The 21,385-nt window shown below is 45.0% G+C and carries 18 protein-coding genes and 1 pseudogene; 13 read left to right on the top strand and 6 right to left on the bottom strand.

Annotated features, from left to right (window positions below):
• The first annotated feature begins 115 nt into the window (after positions 1-115).
• The 11 genes and pseudogenes from L6475_RS13775 (at position 116) to L6475_RS13725 (ending at position 9,913) form a co-directional block, all read left to right on the top strand.
• Positions 116-1,606: a hypothetical protein gene (locus L6475_RS13775; RefSeq protein WP_237821008.1), complete on the top strand. Its 1,491-nt coding sequence runs from the start codon at positions 116-118 to the stop codon at positions 1,604-1,606.
• On the top strand, positions 1,594-2,043 hold the full coding sequence (locus L6475_RS13770) for a tetratricopeptide repeat protein (RefSeq protein ID WP_237821006.1): 450 nt from the start codon (positions 1,594-1,596) through the stop codon (positions 2,041-2,043). The genes L6475_RS13775 and L6475_RS13770 overlap by 13 nt, the downstream gene beginning before the upstream one ends.
• 297 nt (positions 2,044-2,340) lie before the next feature.
• Complete coding sequence (locus L6475_RS13765) at positions 2,341-3,603, top strand: ATP-binding protein (RefSeq protein ID WP_237821004.1); 1,263 nt, start codon at positions 2,341-2,343, stop codon at positions 3,601-3,603.
• 56 nt (positions 3,604-3,659) lie between these two features.
• Entirely contained in the window at positions 3,660-3,851 is a 192-nt protein-coding gene (locus L6475_RS13760; protein ID WP_237821002.1) for a hypothetical protein, read from the top strand.
• 81 nt (positions 3,852-3,932) lie between these two features.
• Positions 3,933-4,076, top strand: a pseudogene (locus L6475_RS13755) (ATP-binding protein); the annotation flags it as partial.
• Between the two features lie 28 nt (positions 4,077-4,104).
• Positions 4,105-4,593: an energy transducer TonB gene (locus tag L6475_RS13750; RefSeq protein ID WP_237820998.1), complete on the top strand. Its 489-nt coding sequence runs from the start codon at positions 4,105-4,107 to the stop codon at positions 4,591-4,593.
• A gap of 293 nt (positions 4,594-4,886) precedes the next feature.
• A complete protein-coding gene (locus L6475_RS13745; RefSeq protein WP_237820996.1) occupies positions 4,887-5,249 on the top strand; it encodes a hypothetical protein in 363 nt (120 codons plus the stop codon).
• Between the two features lie 23 nt (positions 5,250-5,272).
• On the top strand, positions 5,273-6,184 hold the full coding sequence (locus L6475_RS13740) for an IS3 family transposase (RefSeq protein ID WP_237820994.1): 912 nt from the start codon (positions 5,273-5,275) through the stop codon (positions 6,182-6,184).
• A gap of 640 nt (positions 6,185-6,824) precedes the next feature.
• The gene (locus tag L6475_RS13735; protein ID WP_237820991.1) at positions 6,825-8,237 is read left to right on the top strand and encodes a hypothetical protein; all 1,413 of its coding nucleotides are present in this window, start codon (positions 6,825-6,827) and stop codon (positions 8,235-8,237) included.
• A gap of 225 nt (positions 8,238-8,462) precedes the next feature.
• A complete protein-coding gene (locus L6475_RS13730) occupies positions 8,463-9,092 on the top strand; it encodes a hypothetical protein (protein WP_237820989.1) in 630 nt (209 codons plus the stop codon).
• Complete coding sequence (locus L6475_RS13725) at positions 9,089-9,913, top strand: nucleotidyl transferase AbiEii/AbiGii toxin family protein (protein ID WP_370641612.1); 825 nt, start codon at positions 9,089-9,091, stop codon at positions 9,911-9,913. The genes L6475_RS13730 and L6475_RS13725 overlap by 4 nt, the downstream gene beginning before the upstream one ends.
• Positions 9,914-10,024: 111 nt before the next feature.
• Here L6475_RS13725 and L6475_RS13720 read toward each other — a convergent pair whose 3' ends face one another.
• A complete protein-coding gene (locus tag L6475_RS13720; protein WP_237820987.1) occupies positions 10,025-10,909 on the bottom strand; it encodes an AraC family transcriptional regulator in 885 nt (294 codons plus the stop codon).
• Between the two features lie 230 nt (positions 10,910-11,139).
• Between L6475_RS13720 and L6475_RS13715 the strand changes: the two genes are divergently transcribed.
• Together L6475_RS13715 and L6475_RS13710 are read left to right on the top strand one after the other, a co-directional pair.
• Complete coding sequence (locus tag L6475_RS13715; protein WP_237820985.1) at positions 11,140-14,061, top strand: glycosyl hydrolase; 2,922 nt, start codon at positions 11,140-11,142, stop codon at positions 14,059-14,061.
• Between the two features lie 64 nt (positions 14,062-14,125).
• Positions 14,126-16,015, top strand: a complete 1,890-nt coding sequence (locus L6475_RS13710) for a LamG domain-containing protein (RefSeq protein ID WP_237820983.1) — start codon at positions 14,126-14,128, stop codon at positions 16,013-16,015.
• Positions 16,016-16,056: 41 nt separating this feature from the next.
• Here the strand turns inward: L6475_RS13710 and L6475_RS13705 are convergent, their stop codons facing one another.
• The 5 genes from L6475_RS13705 to L6475_RS13685 form a co-directional block, all read right to left on the bottom strand.
• On the bottom strand, positions 16,057-18,069 hold the full coding sequence (locus L6475_RS13705) for an AsmA family protein (RefSeq protein WP_237820981.1): 2,013 nt from the start codon (positions 18,067-18,069) through the stop codon (positions 16,057-16,059).
• Between the two features lie 56 nt (positions 18,070-18,125).
• Complete coding sequence (locus tag L6475_RS13700; RefSeq protein ID WP_237820979.1) at positions 18,126-18,890, bottom strand: UDP-2,3-diacylglucosamine diphosphatase; 765 nt, start codon at positions 18,888-18,890, stop codon at positions 18,126-18,128.
• Positions 18,891-18,950: 60 nt separating this feature from the next.
• Positions 18,951-19,295: a four helix bundle protein gene (locus L6475_RS13695; RefSeq protein WP_237820977.1), complete on the bottom strand. Its 345-nt coding sequence runs from the start codon at positions 19,293-19,295 to the stop codon at positions 18,951-18,953.
• Positions 19,296-19,403: 108 nt separating this feature from the next.
• Positions 19,404-19,751: a metal-sulfur cluster assembly factor gene (locus tag L6475_RS13690; RefSeq protein ID WP_237820975.1), complete on the bottom strand. Its 348-nt coding sequence runs from the start codon at positions 19,749-19,751 to the stop codon at positions 19,404-19,406.
• A gap of 76 nt (positions 19,752-19,827) precedes the next feature.
• Positions 19,828-21,333, bottom strand: coding sequence for a succinate CoA transferase (locus L6475_RS13685; protein ID WP_237820973.1), 1,506 nt, complete (start codon positions 21,331-21,333; stop codon positions 19,828-19,830).
• Positions 21,334-21,385: the final 52 nt, after the last annotated feature.

Here is a 21,385-nt window from a genome sequence, read left to right as displayed (position 1 = left end):
TTTTCATTCTTTATGCTACAGGTATTCCAGAACCTTCTGACAAGGAATGTCAAGAAGGCTCACACTCTTTGTGTATGCAACTAAACAACATTTTATTAATCTAAAACAAATGAATATGAAAAAGAACAGTATTTTAATGCTTGTAATGACGCTGATAATGGCGTTGGGCATGAGTCAGAGTGTGATGGCCAAGGAAAAGAAGGTGAAGTATCTTGGTCACAACTACAGGGGTGAAGTGAATGACCAAAAAGTTCCTGCTGGTAAAGGTGTTATGAATGTACATGGATTGATGATTGAAGGTGACTTTAGTGATCATTCCGTGAGTAATGTCGAGGTATGGAGAACTACATATATGGGAACAAGTAACACGACTTTCAGCGGCACAATAACTTACGATGAGTCAGAAAATATAGTATTGAAAGCGGGGGGAGTTATATCTACAAAATATTATTATTTAGATCCGAACTATCCTAGAGGTAATGGTGATTACTTAAAAGATGACGAACCGAGTTTTGTTAAAGATACCCTTAAAGAGGATAAAATAGTAAATTCTAGTACTTTTGAGACAAAGAAATTGACAATTTCTTTTAATCCTCCCCAAGACAAAGGCTTTGTTTTTGATGATGTGAAGGAGCTCAATGTTCCAACTTTATGTGCATCATATACCGTTGACTTAACTCATGCGGTTTATTATAAAGGTAATAAAGTGGATATGGATGTGTTTGCTGCTATTAGTCATTATAACTACCGTAATGAACTAATCGAACCGATTAAAGTTGAAGGCTATAAAGACAATGAAGGTAGGGTATGGGATTATATAGCAAAACCGCAAAGATTTGAGGGAATAAGAGTAAAATATCCGAATGGTAGTTATTTAGCCTACGAAGTTGATAGATATAACAACAAAAAGACTATAGCCTGGGGTATTCATTATCCTAATGGTAAAATTGTCAAAACAAATTGGCCGCCAGACAACACGGATCCGGTCTATAATATGGGTGATTTTAGTTTTAAGACCAATTACAGTTCAACTTGGCCAAGTACTATTATAGGGACGTTTGCGAAAAATATCAATAAAGAAAAGTTTACGGCTCCATCCTGTCGTGAAATTACCATCACTTCTGACTCTCTTGATTTTGAAAAACTCTCAAACAGCGAAATGGAGAAGTTTATTCGCGAAGATGTCATACCATATATTGAGAATGGAAATACTTCAGAATATACAACTCCAAATGGGAAATACGAAAAAGGAGTGTTTACTTCTAATGAACAAGCAGCTGCAGCAAAAGCAAAACGAGATGCGGCAGAAAAAGCTGCTTTAAATAAATCCATCGCCAACTTTAAGAAGAAATACGGATTTGACCCAAGTGTTAATGACGTAAAGTATATTGTAAAAGTTGGAAGGAATCTTTTAGGTATTTTAGATGCCAGAAAGGAATGGGTGGATGAATATGGTGATGATAGGAATGCGATAGTAACTATTAAGTTAGCAAATGATTTAGGAGCAAGTAAGTGTTACCAATTCTATTGGTATAACACTGCTTATTACATGGGCTACTTCTGGACAAGAAATAATGTGATAACTTCAATACATTGGGGAAGATAAAATATGAAAAAGATAGTAATGAGCGTTTGCAGCGTTGCCGCTCTGTTGGGCATGATCCTGACTTTTCAAGCTGTACGAGTAAGGAAGAGAAGATAGCTCAGGCTATCGAGTTGATTAAACAAGAGAAAGTGGCTGAGGCTGTCGCCATCTATCAGGAGTTGGAAGATGTGCAGGATACTATCTTGCTCAATCGACTGGGTGATGTCTATGCTGATGGTAAAGGCATAGAACAAGATTCAGTTAAAGCCCTCACGTTTTATGATAAATCAGCTAATCTTGGTAACCCCTATGCGATGGTAGAGATAGGATTAGCATACGAATATGCTAAAGGAGGTTATAAAAAAGATACTAAAGAGGCCTTCAAATGGATAAAAAAGTCTGCCAACCAAGGCAATGAACTAGCTAATCGGTGGTTGAGGTCTGTGTGGATAGATTAAATATATAGCATAATCGGCCAATGTCATAGTGACAGTGACTGACACCATTAACTCGCGTAAGATTGCTTGCGCGAGTTTTCTTTTTGGCGGAGAGAATATAAATAAGGGATGGAGTCACTACGTCCATGTCTATGACTCCTCGTCAGGTGGCTTTAGCTGGTTTAAACGAAGGTAACTGGCGTGAAAATGAATAATCGTTAAATTCCTATTGATTTTCGCTTCAATTACATCGCAATTCGAAATTTTGTGTAACTTTGCAGTAAATTTCGAATTAAAAACAAATAACAGATGGCAATTATGGCGAATTATATCAACAGACCACGATATCTGCAACAGCTTATTGACAGGCGTGACAATGGTGAGGTGAAGATAATAACCGGCCCTCGACGTTGTGGTAAATCATGGCTATTGTCTCATATTTATAAGGACTATCTGCTCGCACAGGGGGTGAAAGAGGAATGCATAGTCTCCGTGTCGCTTGACGCAGATGAAAATGAGGAAGAAAGTGATTTGACTGATCCCACCAAGTTGAAGGCCCATCTTCGTGAACATATTGCCAACGACGATGAGAACTACTATGTGTTCCTTGACGAGGTCCAAGAGGTAGAGGGCTTTGAACGTATCGTCAACGGCATCAACTCACACGATAATGTGGATGTGTATGTAACAGGCAGTAATTCAAAATTCCTGTCCAGTGATATTCGCACGATATTCCGTGGAAGGGGTGATGAGGTTAGGGTGTTTCCACTTTCCTTCAAGGAGTTTATTACTGACAGGAAAGAGCCTTTGAATGAGTTGTGGAAGGAATACTATACTTATGGCGGAATGCCCGCACTGCTTAAACAGCGTACGGCGGAGCAAAAGGTCAAGTATCTCCAGAGACTATGGAACAAAACGTATATAGACGATGTCGTAGAACGCCACAACGTGAAAAACCGACAGGCACTGGAGTCGCTTGTTGATGCGCTTTGCTCCTCCATTGGTTCACTCACCAATCCCAGCAGGGTCACTAATATTCTTGCGAGTGTGCAGCATGTGAAGGTAGATGATGAGACTATCAACTCTTACATCGGATATCTGGAAGACGCCTTCCTCTTCGAAGGTGCCAAACGGTTTAATATCAAAGGCAACAAGTATTACGAGAGCATAGCCAAATACTATTCCGTTGATGTGGGGCTGAGAAATGCCAGGCTGAATTACCGGCAACAAGAGATAACCCATATTATGGAAAATGTTATCTACAATGAACTTCGGACGCGAGGCTATCTCGTTGATGTCGGAGTGATAGAAAGCCGTGAGAAGCGCGATGGAAAACTGGTATACATTCAGTATGAAGTGGATTTTATAGCTAATAATGGTACTGACAAATACTATATCCAGTCGGCTTATGCACTTCCCGATGAAGAGAAGCGCGAGCAGGAGTTGAAATCACTCAAGCGGATTAACGATTCCTTTCGGAAAATTGTTATTGTTGGTGATGACATCGCTACCTATACCGACAATAACGGGATTGTCTTTATGGGACTGATACAGTTTTTGCTTAATGATGATATTCTTTGAATTTTTCCCGCTACACAACTATATTTACTTTAAATTTAAACCAATAAAAGAGATATATGAAGACTAGGAAAGAACGAGAGGCTGAATTCAAGGCCAAGATAGCCGAGCTGGATGCTTATATAGAAAAGATGAATGGCAAGTCTGGCAAGACCGATGAGGAAATAAAGGAACTCATCAAGGCCATGCAACAGGTCAACAAGTATCTGAGAGCTATCGGAGCCCCAGAGTCGGAGATGTATGACATATAATATGAGAGTAATGCTGAAAATTAACAATCGAAAAGCGGCCCCTAAAATCGCCAGCAGTATCGATATCCATTGCGAAATCCAGCCCGTGCCTATAGCCGCATCCTCAAGGTCGCCCGCACCATTGCCGACCTTGCCGGCTCCGAGAAAGTACAGTCCATGCACATCGCCGAGGCCATCGGCTATCGCGACCTTGATAGAGGCGACAGGGCAGAGAGAGGGATATAAAATTGTAACAACATAAAATGATTTGCTTATGAATTACAGGAAATTTTTTTCAGCATTCTGTGTGTTCATTCTGTGTGTAACGATGTTAAGCGCTCAAGTTGTGAATGCTGGTGAGGAAAAGGTTGCCAGTGATACTATTCCAACTTACCCTGGAGGACAAAAAGCCTTCAGAAAGTTTATCAAGAGGAATTTGCAATATCCTGACTATTGTGCACAATTTGGGGCTGAAGGCGTTTGCACTATGGTGTTTGTCGTTGAAGCAAATGGATATATAAGTAGTGTTTCAGCAAAAGACTGTAAAATCACGCAGATGAATTCTGGGAAAAGTGAAAGATATTCCGATGACCAATTAAAAGCCATCAAAAAAGAATGTGCGCGGCAAATGGCCAAAGAAGGACTGCGTGTTATACGTAAAATGAAAACATGGAATCCCGGTAAGAAAAACGGAAAACCTGTACGGCTGATACATTCACTTAATTTAACCTTTGGCATCAATTATGTTGACGATGAAATGTAAATTTCTTGACTTCGAACGCAGCGATTGGGCCGAAAAATGGATATGAAAACAGGGTGTTTTTTTCGATTTTCAAGACAAATGAAATTCTCAATCTAGAACTGAAGACCCTCTTTTTTGCCCCTCATGATGTACTCTTACCTTACCGTTTAGAGCTGAAAATTGCCAATTTTTCTACTTTTTCTTGAAAAAAAGCATATTTTGGCACCTTTTTTCCTGATGTGATGGAATTATTTAAATGCAATGGTGAAATTGTCTTTTTGTAAATAAGGTTGACACCTAAATTACAGAAAGTGATGAAAACAAGTAAGGATTATCTTCGTTCAAGTATGGATCGTGTTCATTTGCGACAAGAGGTGTATAGGCTTTATCGTTTAGAGAACCTTCCCCTTAAGGATGTTATGAAAAAAACAGGTTTGGGTCATGGTACAGTTTACCAATATCTTCGTACCTTTGAGGCCGAAAACCCAGAATTAGTTGTTCAAATGAAGAAACGTAAGGATGTAACCCCTGATGATTACAAGAAGCTGCAGGCAGAGATAGCCCGTCTTCAGAGTGAGTTGAAACAAGAGAAGTTGCGTGCCGACTTTTATGAGGAGATGGTAGCCTTCGGCAAGGAGGTATATGGCATTGACTTAAAAAAAGCTGGCACCAAGTAGTCAGTAGGCTATACACCCGCGACGTGAAGGCTTACCCCGTCACGTCACAGTGTAAGCTGCTTGGTGTGTCAACCCAGGCCTACTATAAGCATGGTGACACGGATCTTCGCAAGTTGGCGGAGGAGGCGTTCTGCGTGGAGTATGTCAAGCGTATCCGTCAGAAGGACCGCGGCATCGGCGGCGGCAAGCTTTGGCAGATGTACAGGAAGGAGTTCGGCGACGTCCACAGCGTAGGCTACAACCGTTTCTATGATATCATTGAGAAGTATAACCTGAAGGTGCGTAAGCGCAAGCGTCGCGCTAAGACGACCGATTCCGACCACGACCTGCCCCTGTACCCCAACCTGGTGAAGGAACTCATCCCGCTGCGTCCCAACCAGCTGTGGGTGAGCGACATCACCTATATGGTCATCTATCTGAATGCCCAGACGGGCGAATACGACTTCTGCTACCTGTCGCTTGTGACAGACTACTATACAAAGGAAATTATCGGCTGGTGCGTAGGCGAGACATTGGAGGCCAAGTTTGCCATCGAAGCCCTGGAAATGGCATTGGGCCGGCTTGGAGGCAGACGGGATGTTGATCTTATTCACCACTCTGACCGTGGCGTACAGTACGCAAGCTACGCCTATACGGACATCTTGAGAGAACACAACATTAAGATCAGCATGACCGAATGTGGAGACCCAAAGGACAATGCTGTGGCAGAACGTGTCAACGGCATCGTCAAGAACGAGCTGCTTCAGGGAATGTCTTTCTTCTCAATACAGGAGGTCAGGAAGGCTTTGAAGGCTGCCATCGACTTCTACAACAACGAGCGTCCGCATATGAGTCTTGACTGGAGAACGCCTGCAGAAGCGGCGCTCTGCACGGGAGAACTGAAGAAAAAGTGGACAAGCTACAGAGAAAAGGCCATCAAAAGCTTGGCTGCATGAAATTATTTGTGTAGCTTTGCAGACGACTTTGGGGCACAACCTAATTTGTGAATAGAAACAAACATCGTCAACTGATATCATAAATAAGCAACAACAACAGTCAACTGAGATTAACAATAAGTATTAACCAAAGTCAATCGAAAATACAAATAAGACTCGAAGTACTCAACTAAAATCGTTAAAGTACAAATAGTACTTCTGTTTCACCGTAACTGAACGTCCGTTATACTGCAATTGAATGGTAGTTGTATTGCAATTGAATGGTAGTTGCATTTCAACTGAATGGTGGTTGCATTATAATAGAACGGCAGTTGCAGCATAGTGGACGTTCTACTACAGGAGCATATCAGAAGAGTATCAATAGTTATTCAATCGCTTGATATTCAGTTAGTTCTAAAACAATCCATCCCCTCTCAAAACTCGCATATTTCCGACCCACTTTCCGTTTGGTGAATTTGGTGCGAGTTTTGGGCTCGAAAGTTGGTCTATTTATTGACCAACATTTCACTTCCGTAAGGGCGTTCATTGATAAATCCTGATGTGTTAAAAAATGGAAAAGTGTAATTCGTTTTTGAAATTAGTTTGTACATTTGTAAATAGCTATTTTCTTATTTGTCTATAATCAAATCAAAAAATGAATATGCATAACTGGAAATTTTTCTTACTCGCTACCCTTTTGTTGGGATTCGTTTCTTGTAGTAGTGATAATGACGAGGATGAGAACGGTCCTGCTGTTAAGGACGAACAAAATGATATCCCGTCAGCCGACAAGGGTAAAAACAATACCACGGATTTAGTGGTTACGGGTGGCATTGAAAACATCAGCATGGATTGGGATGGAGCGTTTACTGCCAATATCAACGGCTATGTAAATCTTTCCGATTCAATGAAGCTCCTTTATGGTGGCCTGATGAAGTTTGGTATAGAGGTGTCAACAGATGAAACGTTTCCATCGGGAGTGACATACGGATATATGGGTACACCCATTTATAATACCATAAAGAAAGAGGGAAAGCTGAAAGACGATCGCCAGTTCACTATTCCGTTTGAGAATTTGTATCAAAACACGAAGTATTATTACAGATCCTTTATTCAGACAGGAGAGAATATCCCAATTTATGGAAAGACTGATTCTTTCACCACAAAGGACGTTGAGACAATGGTGCAGGAGCAGAATATGAAAGCAGGAATTGGTACTACCGTTTTAAGCTACGAACGGACTTATATTGATTTCAGTTTGGGGTATAGTGGAAATTATATTAATAATGGTGTCGTATGTGCTAAGGACAAATCCCTTCTTACCTCAGCGAAAGTCAAAGAACGAATTTCGGGAGAGAAAAACGGATTGTCTATAGGCTATGTAGATGCAGGTTATGTTAGAGCTTATATCAGTACTTATTATTACAATGGAGACGAAATGATATTGGATAGTGGGGAAGATTATTATTATGCAGAGTTCAAACTTGTCGGCTCCTATCCTGTGTTGAGTGAAATTGCGACGATCAAGACAGGTGGTTACAGTAAGAATGAATTGAAAAAGCATATCGTCTGCAACGCCGTGCCCGACTATGACAATCAGGTATGGAAAGTGACTATCACATCTACGCTTTCAGATATGGGAATAAGCCAGGCGACTATGGATGTCCTTGCTTCTATGACATCAACAAAAAAAGATATTGACACCATTGTTTGTAATTTATGTGGACATGATAATGTTTACTTTGATCAAAGACATAGTTCGTATTCTTCTAACATTCCATTTGCGACTCCTTATAACGCATATCAAAATGGTTCAGGAATAGACCTCAATGACCTTGGAAGCTTTTTGGAATACTGGCAAAAGATTCTCGCCGCCAATGCCTCGTGGTACGAAGAAAACGAGTTTAACGGGGCATTTCCTGAAAAAGTAAAGGGGTATTCCAATCAAGTTTCCACTTACGGTTTAAAACATAAATTCAGTACAACTCTTTATGTTGATAATCAGGAGTACAGTCTGCACTATATCACTGCCGACGTACGCATCCCAAGCGTAAATCCCTTTGCCAACAAGTAATAAGCAGGGTGGATCACAATGGTGGTCCACCCATTTATTTTTCAGATTGTCTTAATCTCGACAGCGGCGCCATCATTTGTGCGCTTTAGGAGTCAGGGAGGAATTGGCACCTGTTTTTGTGGAAATCAGAATACGGATAAAAATTATTAAAATTCGCACAGAAAACAAGGAAAAACTTGGATAAGTGTACGGGATTTGTTAGATTTGCATCTAAATATATATGACATGAAGATAAACCCGTTAGTAAAGTTTGGGAATGTTCCTGTGCAGACAGGCACCATTGCTGCTTGCTATGATTACTTGTTGTCACCCAGCGAAAAGATCAGGGCTCTAGAGAAAGAAGGACAGCTTATTCGTCTGAAACGCGGACTCTATGTGGTGAGCGAAGAGGTAAGTAGGAAGCCTGTGAATGCCTGCCTCTGTGCCAATCATATTTATGGTCCTTCGTATGTGTCTCAACAATGGGCGCTTCGCTGGTACGGACTGATACCCGAGCAGGTTTATACGATGACTTCTGTTACTACCAAGCACTCCCGTAAGTTTGAAAACTCCTTAGGAAGATTCACGTACGAGCAGGTAAAGCCTGAATACTTTGCCATTGGCATCGATAGCGTAGAAGAAAATGGTGTCTCTTTTCTGATAGCCAGTCGTGAAAAGGCTCTCTGCGATTTAATACTCCACGACACCTATCTGCCTCACCAGTCTGTCAAAGGCCTTTGGCAATACTTGGAAGAGGATATCCGTTTCGACATGGACGAGCTGCCCACGTTCAATGTCAACATAATCGAGGCTTGCGCAAAGTTTGGACGGAAGGAGAATATATTGAATAACCTTGTCAAAATTCTGAAACGATGACGATTTATGATCAGATGGTAGCTGCTTATACCCAAAAGCGGGGTACGGCTACGCCTAATGTAGAACAGGAAGTGATGCAACACATAGCCCTGGCAGGACTACATCGTGGGGGCTTCTTTCAGCATGCTGCTTTTTATGGAGGCACCTGTCTGAGACTATTTCACAATCTGCCAAGATTTTCTGAGGATATGGATTTCTCTCTGATAGAGAAACGCAATGATATTCATATCGAGAATTATTTCCCTGCCATTATTGAAGAGTTTCGCTTAGCTGGTCATGAAGTGAGCATCGTCAAGAAGGAAAAGAAAATCTTCGGGCGTGTAGAATCGGCTTTCCTGAAGGAGAATACAGAGGTTTACGACATAAAGTTTCAGACCAAGAAAACGGTAAAGGTGAAACTTGAACTTGACACAGATCCGCCTTTGGCTTTTGAAACTGAACAATTGGCTCTGCAACAGCCATATTCGTTTATGACGCGCTGTTTTACGTTGCCCGACCTCTTTGCCGGCAAAATGCATGCATTGGTTTATAGGGCCTGGCAACGCAGAGTAAAAGGTCGCGACTGGTATGACTTCGAGTGGTATGTCCGATGGAATGTGCCTCTCGATTTCAAGCACTTGCAAGAGCGCATCCATGTATTTAGTGGTGAGGAGACTAGCAAAGAAGATTTTATGAGTCAACTCCGCGAAAAGTTATCAACAACAGACATTGAGCGAGTGAAGGAGGATGTTATAGGTTTTGTAGATAACCCTCACGAACTGGATATTTGGTCGAACGACTACTTCCTACAGTTGGCCGACAGAATCGTGTTCAAGGAATAGTTTGCGCATAGGAGTTCCCTTCTTTTTTTCTTGGATTAATTAAAAGATTACTGGTGACAGGTTGTTTGAGTGAATTCGGTGAATTTATTTCAAGACAACCTCCCCAGTGATTTATTCTTTACGCCGTGAGAGTACCCTGTATTCATGCGGAGTGAAACCAGTCTTCTTCTTGAAGGTGATAGAGAAATACTGAGGGGTGTCGAAGAATAGGCGATAGGCAATCTCCTTGATGGGCAGATTGGTGTATGTCACCAGATTGCAAGCCTCCTGAAGGCGCAGCTCGTTTTGGTATTGTGTAGGCGGCATACCTGTATATTTGCGGAATAGCTTGCGCAGGTTGCTGTAGCTGGTGCCTAACTGGGTGGCAATATCCTGAATGGAGAGGTCGGTCTCGATATTCTCACGTATCAGCGAACGGGCCTTTGTGATCAGTTCAATATTCTCGTCGTGGTCAATCTGAACAAGACTCTGTTCCTGATAGTGAATCATTCCGATGAGGTGGAGCACTATGCCGCTCAGTACCATGTTCATGCACATCTGCTCTTCTTCGGCCAGATGAATGGCCGACTCGTACAGGTTCGTGATCTCCAATGATTGTCCTACATAGTAGATGGGCTTTTCTGCCGACAGTATTCCAGCATTTAAGTACGGGTTGATGATGTCGCCTTTGAAACCTATCCAATACAGGTTCCATCCCACTTCAGCATCCGGATGATAACTGTGCCATTCTCCCGGGAATAGCATAATGATATTTCCGGCCTTTACTCTTACGTCGGTCACATGGCTCGACGAGAACACTCCTTCGCCTTCTACAATGAACAGTATCTGATATTCCTGGAGTATTCTGCCTGTGGCTGTGTTGAAGTAATAGCCCTTGGCGTGTCCGCTGGTGGGGTAGTGCTCGAAGGGTTTCAAGTGTTCGTGCCCAACGGTGCTGACTGCCAATCCCAGTTTTCGGCTCTGTTCGTTGGCAACGAGATATTTGCTGTTTTGCATCCTGAGAATGTCTTGATAATAATAGTAGTTCTTTTCTGACTGCAAAATTATAACTTTTTCTTGGATTAATCATATCTTATACCTAAAATATCAAAAATTATACTTTTTGAAGCGTTGATTTGCGTATTTTTGCACCGAAAATAAGATTTAGTAGCATATTGCAACCTTTTAACCATAGTATCAAAAACTATAAATTGAATTTTTTAACTAACATCTATATATAAGTAATAATGTATAAACGATTTTTGATGATGATGATTGGCTGTTGGATGATTTCATTGTCCATGTCGGCCGATGATGCACCACTTCTGACGACGGCAGATTTTGCCAAACCTTCCATGAAATGGCGTCCAATACCCTTGTGGTTTTGGAACAACACACGAGTTTCAGGTACTGTACTTGAACAACAACTTCAACAAATGATCGAAAAAGACGGCTACGGAGGATGTGCAATCCTGCCTTTCGGGCAAGGATTCCGTCCTCAGTATCTGTCGGCCGATTATTTCAATCTCTACAAAATGGCTGTTGACTACGCCAGTTTGCACGGCGCTTCTATGTCCATATATGATGAGTATGGCTTTCCAAGCGGCAGCATGGGGGCTATCAACGGCTCGGGCGTTACTACGTTTAAGAACAATCATCCCGACCACACCATCAAGCGACTGGACAAGATGGAATATATGGTGGGCAGCGGCGCTACCTTCGACCGCAAGCTGCCTTTGAGTGGCAAACTGATGTCGCTGGTGGCATGGAACAAAACCACAAAGGAAATTCTACCCCTGCGTGAATACTATGACGCCGAGACCCAACATCTGAAATGGACGGCACCTGAGAGCAGCAACTGGCGTGTGATGGTGTTTCAGTGTGTGGCGGATGGCGATCCCAATGTTGACTACCTGTCGCAGGAGGCTGTGAGCCTGTTTGTGCAGGATACTCACGAGGCCTATTATCGCCATTTCGGCGAGCACTTTGGTAAAGCCATTGTCTCTACCTTTTTTGACGAGCCTACGATGTACCGTGCACAAGGCCGCATGTGGACTAATGATTTCAACGAGCAGTTTGAACAGCGTTATGGCTTCTCTCCCGAGATGCTCTATCCCGCTCTGTGGTATGATATAGGACCGAAGACAGCCTATGCCCGCAATCTGATGTTCGGCCTTCACTCTACCCTTTATAGTGAGGGATTCATGAAGACCATCAGCGACTGGGCTGAGGCTCATGGTATATTGGCCACTGGCCATCAGGATCAGGAAGAGATAGCCAATCCCACCAGTGTGGCAGGCGACCTGATGCTGGTAGGCAAGTATCTCGGTATGCCCGGCATCGACAAGATAGGCAACGGGCGTGCTACGGAAGATTTCTATAAAGTGGTGTCGTCATCGGCCAACAACTGGGACAAGACGTATGTAATGTCGGAGACTTTCGGTGCGATGGGAAACATCCCCGTTGAGAAACTCTACGAGACAGCTATTGAGCAATATACCAAAGGCATCAACCACCTGATTCCCCATGCCGTATGGTATAACGACAGGGATGTGACGTTCCTGCCTGAGCTATCGTGGAGAAATCCGCTCTACAACAGCGAACTGCCTGCGTTCAACCGTTTCCTTGCGCGACTGAATTATGTGTTGGAACGCCCGGGGCGCCATGTGGCCGATGTGGCCGTTCTGTATCCTATTCAGACACAGTATGCCGGACATAAGTTTGATGGTCCGAAAGGATATTACGAAGGCGGTGTGGAAGTGGAAGGTACCGACTATCCCCGTATCTCACATCTGTTGACCGACGATTTAGGTATCGACTTTACCTATCTTCATCCCGAGACCATGGATGATCGCTGTACTGTGGCCAATGGTCAGCTTGTGATGAGCAACAAGGTGAATACCGAGCATTTCAACATGATACTCCTTCCTGGTGTAAAAGTGATTTCATTGGCCAACCTTCGCAAGATAGAACAGGCCTGGAACGAGGGGGTGAAAGTAGTGTTCACCACGCAGTATCCTCAACAGGCTGCCGATGGCGAGGAAGGCGATGACGAAGTGAAAGCGATTGTCAATCGGATGCTTGAGTCGGCAGTCAACAAAGCCCGGTTCATTCCGGTACCAAGTGTCGAGACCTTGGGTGCCGTGATGAGTGAACTCCTGCCCCGGCGTGATGTGGCATTCAGTGACGGCCCCCATCCGTTCAACTATCTTCACAAGGTGATTGACGGGCGTGAGGTGTTCTATTTCGGCAATATTGATGCCACATCGGCCACCAATACCATTCGCATAAGAACGGCAGCCTCTAAATTCGTGCTGCTCAATCCGCATACAGGCCAGACTGTTGTTCCTGAACTGAATACCGTCGATGAAGGTTTTGTTGAGTTTCGTTTGCAGCTCCGTCCCTGTCAGTCGGTGTTTCTGGTGGAAGAAGGACTGTTGTTGGATAATGGCTCACCTGTTGAGCCTGTAGAAAAGAAGCAGTCATATACTATCGAGATGCAGGCTGAGGTGGATCAACTCTCTGCAGGAGTCTGTTTCAGTATTGCCGATCAGCAGAACTACTGCATGTGGCAGATCAATATGTCCAATCCACAGCATCCACGCCTGCGCCCTCACCGTTGGATGGGGGGCAATCCCTCTGTGCTGGGCGAGATAGACCTGCCTGCCGAGCTCGGTCTTGAAATAGGAAGTCCGTTTCGCCTGAAGCTCGAGATTGAGGAGGAGTCCTATATCAAGACTTATATCAACGATGTGCTGGTTGACGAACGCGGAGGTAGTTACGTCTTTGGGAGAATAGGTTTCCGCCAGGCCCATGATGATGCTTTCGGAAAAACAGAGATAGCCCGCTTTGACGATGTGTGCATTACTACTCTTACCAGCAATCCCACTGATAATACCATCAGGGAAACACAGGTGTTTACGGCCGATTTCAGTAATAGCAATCCTTTTTCTGCCGGCTCTGTCGTCTCGGGATGGCTCAAGGTGGAAGGTCAGATGTCGCACGATGTGCTGGCGTGGCTCAATAAGGTTCCGAGTGCTGTAAATGCTCTTCATGTATATAGCATGTCGTCCAAATTCTGGAACATTGACGGGCGGCCCGTTCCAGAGGGAAAGCCGTTTCATGGAATAGCCATTGCCGGAGGAAAGAAGTATAGCATGATTCGATAAAAAACAACTCAACATTATAATCATTTTTAATTACCTTATTATTAAAAACTAAAAACCAACAATTATGAGAAAATTTTTCTTAACATGTTTAGCCACTCTGATGGTGGGAGTTAGTGCGTGGGGTTACCGTATTTCGGACAACTACACCATCGAAACCAAGTTCAAGATCAATGCCGTGGGTGCCGGACTCGCTTTCCGCGTGTTCGAGGGTTTTGGAGGCTCTATCTGCATGTGGCAGTTCAATGTGGGTCAGGACGGAACAAAATCTCTTTTCCGCCCTCACGACTGGAAGGTGGGCGGTATTCTTCTGGGCGAGATAGATACCAGAAACTATGGCGTAACGCTGAACACTACCGACTGGTTTGTAACAAAGATTGTCGTTAGTGACAATGGTACCCATGCCGATACCTATCTGAGAAAGGCTGACGATGATATCGATGTGCTCATTGACTCGCGCGACGGAAATTTCCGCTTTGGTATGGTAGGCACTCGACAGGACCACGACGGCAATACTAACGAATCGGCCAGCTATGACTATTTCAAGATTACTGACGATGATTCGGGGCGCATCCTCTATTATGAGGATTTCGAAACTACCGATGGCAACTGGCAGAACGACCCCATTTGGGAGAACGGCACCATTACCACAGAGGGACGCAACCTGAGCGAGGTGAAGTACTTCCCGAAGAATATGTTTCTTGATGCTGTAGATATGCACTATGCCGTTGATGCCGACGTGTATATCGAGGAGGGATTCCTCTCTTTGGTATTTGGCATTGGTAAGAACGGCAGCAACTATATGTGGCAGCTGTCGCCCTGGTATGAGAACCAGAACCGCACCATCATCTATTACCATCTGGACAATGGAAACGAGAATTGGAAAGCACATGCTGCCAGCGCTAATTTCCCTGATTTTGACGGCGATGCCTTTCTGAACCAGTGGCATCACGTAACCATCAAGGTCGATGGAAATATTGTCAACACTTATATTGACGGAAAGTTACAGAATTCGTTCGTTCAGTGTGACATGACCGATTTGGAGCGTCTGAACGACGGAGGTGTCGGACTGCGTGCCGATGGCTCTAATAATGCTACGCATAGAGGAAAAGTAGATAACCTGACGCTTACTCACTTCGATGCTGAGGGAAACATTCTAAGTGTTGACCTGTTCGACAATTTTGCCGGCGAAAGCGCACGCTATCTGGATGTAGAGCTGAATCCGCTTACTTATATCGAGGATGAGGCTTTCTGCTATGATGTGCCCGCTGGCAATGGAAATGCTTTCCGCTTGCTTCAGAGTGAACAGCCATACGAGCCTCTCGTTCTGAGTGAAATTCAGGAGTCGTCTGTTCTTCCAGCCCCTTTGACCACCGATGTGAAAACCGTTAAAACGCTCACGGCAAATCAATGGAACACTCTTTGCGTTCCTTTTAGTCTCACCGCCGAACAGATTGCGGACATCTTTGGTGCCAATACCAAGGTTGCCGCATTTAAGAATGTGGTGAACAATGTGATTAATTTCGAACTGGCAACGACTGTTGAGGCCGGTGTGCCCTGTCTGATCAATCCTGAGAAGGCACCAACCTCGTTTACCGCCGACCTTACTATTTCGCAGTCGGCACCTGTGAGTGTAGTCGAAGGCAACGTCCAGTTTGTTGGTACCTATGGCAAACAGGCTCTGCTGAGCGATGGTACAAACCTTCTGCTGCAGTTGGATGGTTCATTAAAGAAACCTGCCGAAGGCGAAGAAATCAAGGGTTTGAGCGCTTTCTTTGCTGTGCCCGAAAATACGGAAGTTAGCATCAGCGTAGAGGGAAGTGTTCTTACTGGTATCAGCGAGATGCGTCATACTTTCTCTGGCGATTCTTTGTATTACGATCTTATGGGTCGTGCAACAAAGGCACCTGCCAAGGGAATCTATCTGAACAAGAACAAGAAAGTAGTAATAAGATAGTAAATTGTATTTGGTTATTTAGTAGCACGGGGGGAGCGCCGTCAGGCGTTATCCCCCTGTGTCTTTTCTGCCTTCCGACGTTCTTTCTCCATTTCCTTTTGCTGTTTTTTCAACAGCTTTTGTTCTTTCTTCTTTCTCTTTTTCTCGGCTTTTTCCTGTTTATGCTCGTCTGTGAGACCGTGGAAACGGATGCCGGGCTTCACTTTCAGTTTGGACCTGATGGAGTCGGTATTGGTGAAACTGAACGAGGCAAGCAGGTCTGTGTGACGGCCCAGAATGGCAATGTCTCCGATGGCAACGGCACCATTGCTCTTGATGTCGGCATTGATGTTGCGAACGGTTATCTTCTTGTACTTAGCCTCTTTCACGTTGGCTTTCACTTCACCGATAGGCAGTTTGCCGCCTAACTTGCGGCGCATTTCGGCCGTTCGGCCTTTATGAATGTCAAAACGGAAATCGGTGGTGCAAACTATCTTTCCCAGGTCTTTCACGTCGAACGCTTTTCCCAGTTCAACATTACTGGTTGAGGCTGAACCAATCAGATATTTGTTGGCCTCGTCGAGCTGGAACTGGAAGTTCAGGTCGCCAACGTTAGTGTTCAGCAGTCCCCTGAACTGTTCTTTCTTCCACAGCACATCAAAGTCGCCTGTGTAGTGAATGGTGCCCAGGGCTTGCAACTGTTTCATCATGAACTTCTTGACAGGAAACAGCTCAATAATATCTTTGGCCACACCATTGCGGGCCGTCATCTTGTTGACGTGGAACCGGATGGCCAGGGCATACTTGTCTTTCAGATGGCGCAGCGTACCGGTAGAGGAAATGGTGAGTCGCTTGTCGCCAGTGGCCACGGTGATGTTTTGATAGTCCATTGAGGTGCTGTCGCCTGAGAGTTCCACATTCAGCGTGAGCGGCATGTCGAACTTGCTCAGAACGGGTGCAAAGGGCTTGGCTATGTCGCGGAGAATCACTCTTCCTGTGATGGGCGATGCTGTATAGGTGAAGGGTAGGTTCTCTTTCTTGTTGGGCAACTGCACTTCGGCCTTCTGAATGGCCAGGGTGGTCTCTGTCAGTTTGATGTTGATGTCCGAGAGTGTGGCGTGACGCTTGTTGGCATTGAGGTGCAGGTTTATATCCTTGACCAGCCAACCGGCATCGTCGTCTTTAGCGTCAAGATGGGTGATGGTGGCTATAAGACTGTCGGGTTGTATCAGTTCGATGTTCATCTTGGCATTGGCCAGTATGTTGAGGTGTCCGGCATCGAAAGCTCCACGCTTGGGTTTCCCGCTGTTCTTGCGGGGCAGGTGATTGTTGGTCTTAAAGCGCAAGCGGTCTATGTCCAGCGTATGTTGTTTCTTATCGCCTTTGTAGTTGATTCTGTCTATAGAGGCCCTGCAGTCCTGAAGCCCCTTCTTGGTTTGTTGCTTCCATTCAAAACTGAGGTCGGTCAGTTGGCCAGTAGCTTCCTCCAGAAAGTTCTTCTTATAGTAAAGAGAACCGAGAACAATTTTCTTGTCGTTGTAGCTCAGGTCAATATCCTGCAAGAACAGGTTATTGACATCGAAAGAAAGTTTTTTCTTCGGTCTCTTCAGCGTGTCAGGCTCTTCGTGATGGTCGTCGATAGCGTTCTCCTTGTCTTCTTTAATCGCTTCGACAAGGAACTGGTAGTTGGCTGGCTCGTCACCTTGTTCGCCTAAAAGAAACGCTTTCAGGCCAATAAGGCGGGCCGACTTGATCTTTACCAGTTTCTGGGTTACTAAGGGGATGATTTCAAACTTAACATCGAGTTCGCCCACCTTCAGCATCTCACGGTGCTGCAGGTCCTCAATCACCACATTGTGCATCTCTAAGCTTTGTGAGAACACGTTGACATTCACCTTGTCAATATCCACCGTTGTCTCCAGTTTTTCAGAGAGCAGGGCGGTGGAGTGCTTCATCAGTTTGTGCTGAACAGTAGGCGTGTTAAGGACTAATGTTCCAAAAACGAGGAACACTATCAACACGAGGATGGCGATTCCTGAAATCTTCAGGATGCGAATCAGTGTTTTTTTCATCATCAAGGCCTTTCTTTACGTTATCTCATCGCTCCGTCTGGCCTCGGTCTCTGTAGTAGCTACAGTTGGCTTTCGCCCTCTATGTACTGCGACATGAAGAGGTGTTGCCCGTCCCAGACGATGTAAGAGAAGTGTGTGATCCAGTCACCGAGTATCATCATACGGGCCTTCTTGGTCAGTTGCAGGTCAACCTCGATATGTCGGTGTCCGTAGATGAAGAAATCCACATTCGAGTGGTACTGGATGTATTTTTTAGTATAGAGCACCAGGTGTTCGCGCTCTTCGCCCATGTAGGGCGGCTCTTCGCCACCGGGGCGTTTCAGGCGTGACTGCTTGGCCCAGTTTAGTCCGAACCACATGCCCCAACGGGGATGCAGAGCCGAGAACATCACTTGGCACAAACTGTTGTGGAAGATGCTCTTGATTAGTTTGAAACTTTTGTTTGGATCGCCCAGTCCGTCGCCGTGGGCCAGGTAGAATATCTTACCGTAGATTTCGGTGGTCTCCGGCTTCTTATGTAGGATGACGCCGCATTCCTCTGCCAGATAGCTGTAGGCCCATATGTCGTGGTTGCCGGTGAAGTAGTGCACCTCAACCCCCATGTCGGTCAGTTCGCTAATCTTTCCCAGGAAGCGAGTAAACCCCTTTGGCACTACATATTTATATTCGTACCAGAAGTCGAACATATCGCCTAACAGATAGATGGCGGCGGCCTTGTCTTTTATGTCGTCGAGAAAACGCACCAGTCGTCGCTCCTGCATCCTCCGATGAGGAATGGCAAGAGAACCAAGATGGGCGTCGGAAAGGAAATAGATCTTTTTCATAACTGAGAGTTGAGAGTTGAGAACTGAGAGGTATGGTTAGACTTACTATTAGTAGGATAGCTATAGAATGCCAGCCTTCTTTTTAAGAGTCTTGATTGTACTGACGAGAATCTTGACAAGTTCGTCAGCATCATTATAAATTGATATAAATTCTTTTTCATTTAAGTATCCTCCATTATGTAGACTTTTCAGCCAATATAATGTTTCATCGGCTTCCTTCAATGCAATGCTTAACTTGTGAATGAAATCTGCCGTACTTTGAGCGTTTCTGCTTTCTGAGATATTAGCACCTATACTAGTTCCACTTCTGACAACTTGACTAGAACATACCTTTTCGCCTTTTTCCTGGAGCAAATATTTGTGCATCTTTAATATTCTTCCTGTGAAAGCTTCAGACTTATCCATCAAGATGCTTCGCTCTCTTCGCATTGCCATCGTTTTCTCTGTAAAGTATAAGTATTAGCACGTCTAACCATACCTCTCAGTTCTCAACTCTCACCTCTCATCTGAGAATCAGAATCCCAGTTCCATTCTTGCTTCTTCGCTCATCATGGACTGGTCCCAGGCAGGTTCGAATACTAAGTTGATGTTTGCAGAGGCTACGCCTTCCACGCCTTCTACCTTTGTGCGCACATCCTCAAGGATGAAGTCGGCCGCAGGACAGTTGGGTGCGGTGAAGGTCATATCGATATCGACGATGGCAACGCCGTTATCGCTTGCTGAGGCATTGTCGTTGTCTTTCACGTCTATCTTGTAAATCATGCCCAGTTCGTAGATATCTACAGGAATCTCCGGGTCATAGACGGTTTTCAGAACATCAACGATGCGCTCTTCTATTTTTGTCTTTTCTTCTTGATTCATATAATGGTATTTTGTGGAGTTTCTGGGAGTTTATTTTCTTCTAAACTCCCAGAAACCTTATCTCCTATGAATAGACTTACTTCAGATACTCTGAGAAGTCGGTGAGGTGCATGTCACCCTTGCGTGCCAGCGAGTCGTGCATGGCGAAGGCTGCAGTAAGGTTGTGACGTGTCTGTCCCATCTTCGCAATCTTCAGGTAGTCCCACAACAGCTGTTTGTAGTCGGGGTGAGCACAGTTCTCGATAATGATTTCGGCGCGCTGTGCAGGACTCTTTCCGCGAAGGTCGGCCACACCCTGTTCGGTCACAATGATGTTCACGTCGTGCTCTGACGAGTCCTGATGGCTTACGAAGGGAACCACCGAAGAGATCAGACCACCCTTTGCTGTTGAAGGACAGGTGAAAATGCTCAGGTAGGCATTGCGGATAAAGTCGCCTGAACCGCCGATGCCGTTCATCATCTTCGTACCGCTGATATGGGTAGAGTTGGCATTGCCGTAGAGGTCAACCTCGATGGCAGTGTTGATGGCGATGACACCCAGTCGGCGAATCACCTCAGGCGAATTGGAAATCTCGCTCTGGCGCAGTGTGAGGTGGTTCTTGAAGTAGTCCATATTGTCATATACCTGCATCAGACAGTCGTTAGAAACGGTCAGTGAGCAGGCTGAAGCGTCTTTCACGCGGCCATTGAGCATCATCTCAATCACCGAGTTCTGAATCACTTCGGTATAGATATTGAAATCGGGCACGTGCTTGTCCTGTCCCAGTGCGCCCAGAATGGCGTTGGCAGTACTTCCCACACCGCTCTGCAAGGGAAGGAACTCCTTAGGAATACGGCCCTTGTGCATTTCTTCAACCAGGAACTCAGCGGTTAGGAAACCGATTTTCTCGGTGATGGGATCGCTATCTTTGAAAGCACGGGCTTCGTCGGGAATGTTACATTCTACCACACCAACCACTTTGTCTTTAGGAATCGATACGTAGGGCACACCGATGCGGTCGCTCACCTTTTCAATCATAATGGGCTTGCGGTAGGGTGGGTCAAGCGGTTCGTAAACGTCATGGATAAATTTAGCGTTAGCATTGTGGAATGAGTTCAACTCCAGAATCACGTGCTTTGCTAGTCGTGCAGCTGTGGGACTGATACCGCCGGCAGCTGTCAGATAGACATGATAGTCGTTGCCCACCTCTTCTATATCGCATACTTCCAGGATAGCCCAGTCCAGTTCGCCATAGAAACCATAGCGCAGTTCCTGTGCCATGTGGCTCAGGTGAAGGTCGTTGTAGGGAATCTCTCCCAGGTTCACATGTTTGCGGAAATCGGGATTAGTAGTGTAGGGGGCGCGGTATTTAATGGCCTGGGCATTAGCCATGTCACCATCGGTCGATTGTCCTGTTGATGCACCCGTGAAGATGCCCACTTTGAATTCGCGTCCGGCCTCATGTTCAGCCACCGCAATCTTGGCCAGTTCCTTTGTTGTTGCCTTTGCCACACCGGCGGGTGTGAATCCACTCATGGCGATATTCTCGCCGTTCTTGATCATTGCTGCAGCCTCGGCAGCAGAGAGTCGTGTATAAGCCATTTGTTTACGATTTGACTGTTATTGATGATAAATATGCGGCAAAGGTACTAAA

The organism is Prevotella sp. E9-3 (assembly GCF_022024015.1).
In the GTDB taxonomy this organism is placed as follows: Bacteria; Bacteroidota; Bacteroidia; order Bacteroidales; family Bacteroidaceae; genus Prevotella.
The sequence above is the reverse complement of the archived record's forward strand: the minus strand, read 5'-3'. Positions and strand labels throughout refer to the sequence as shown.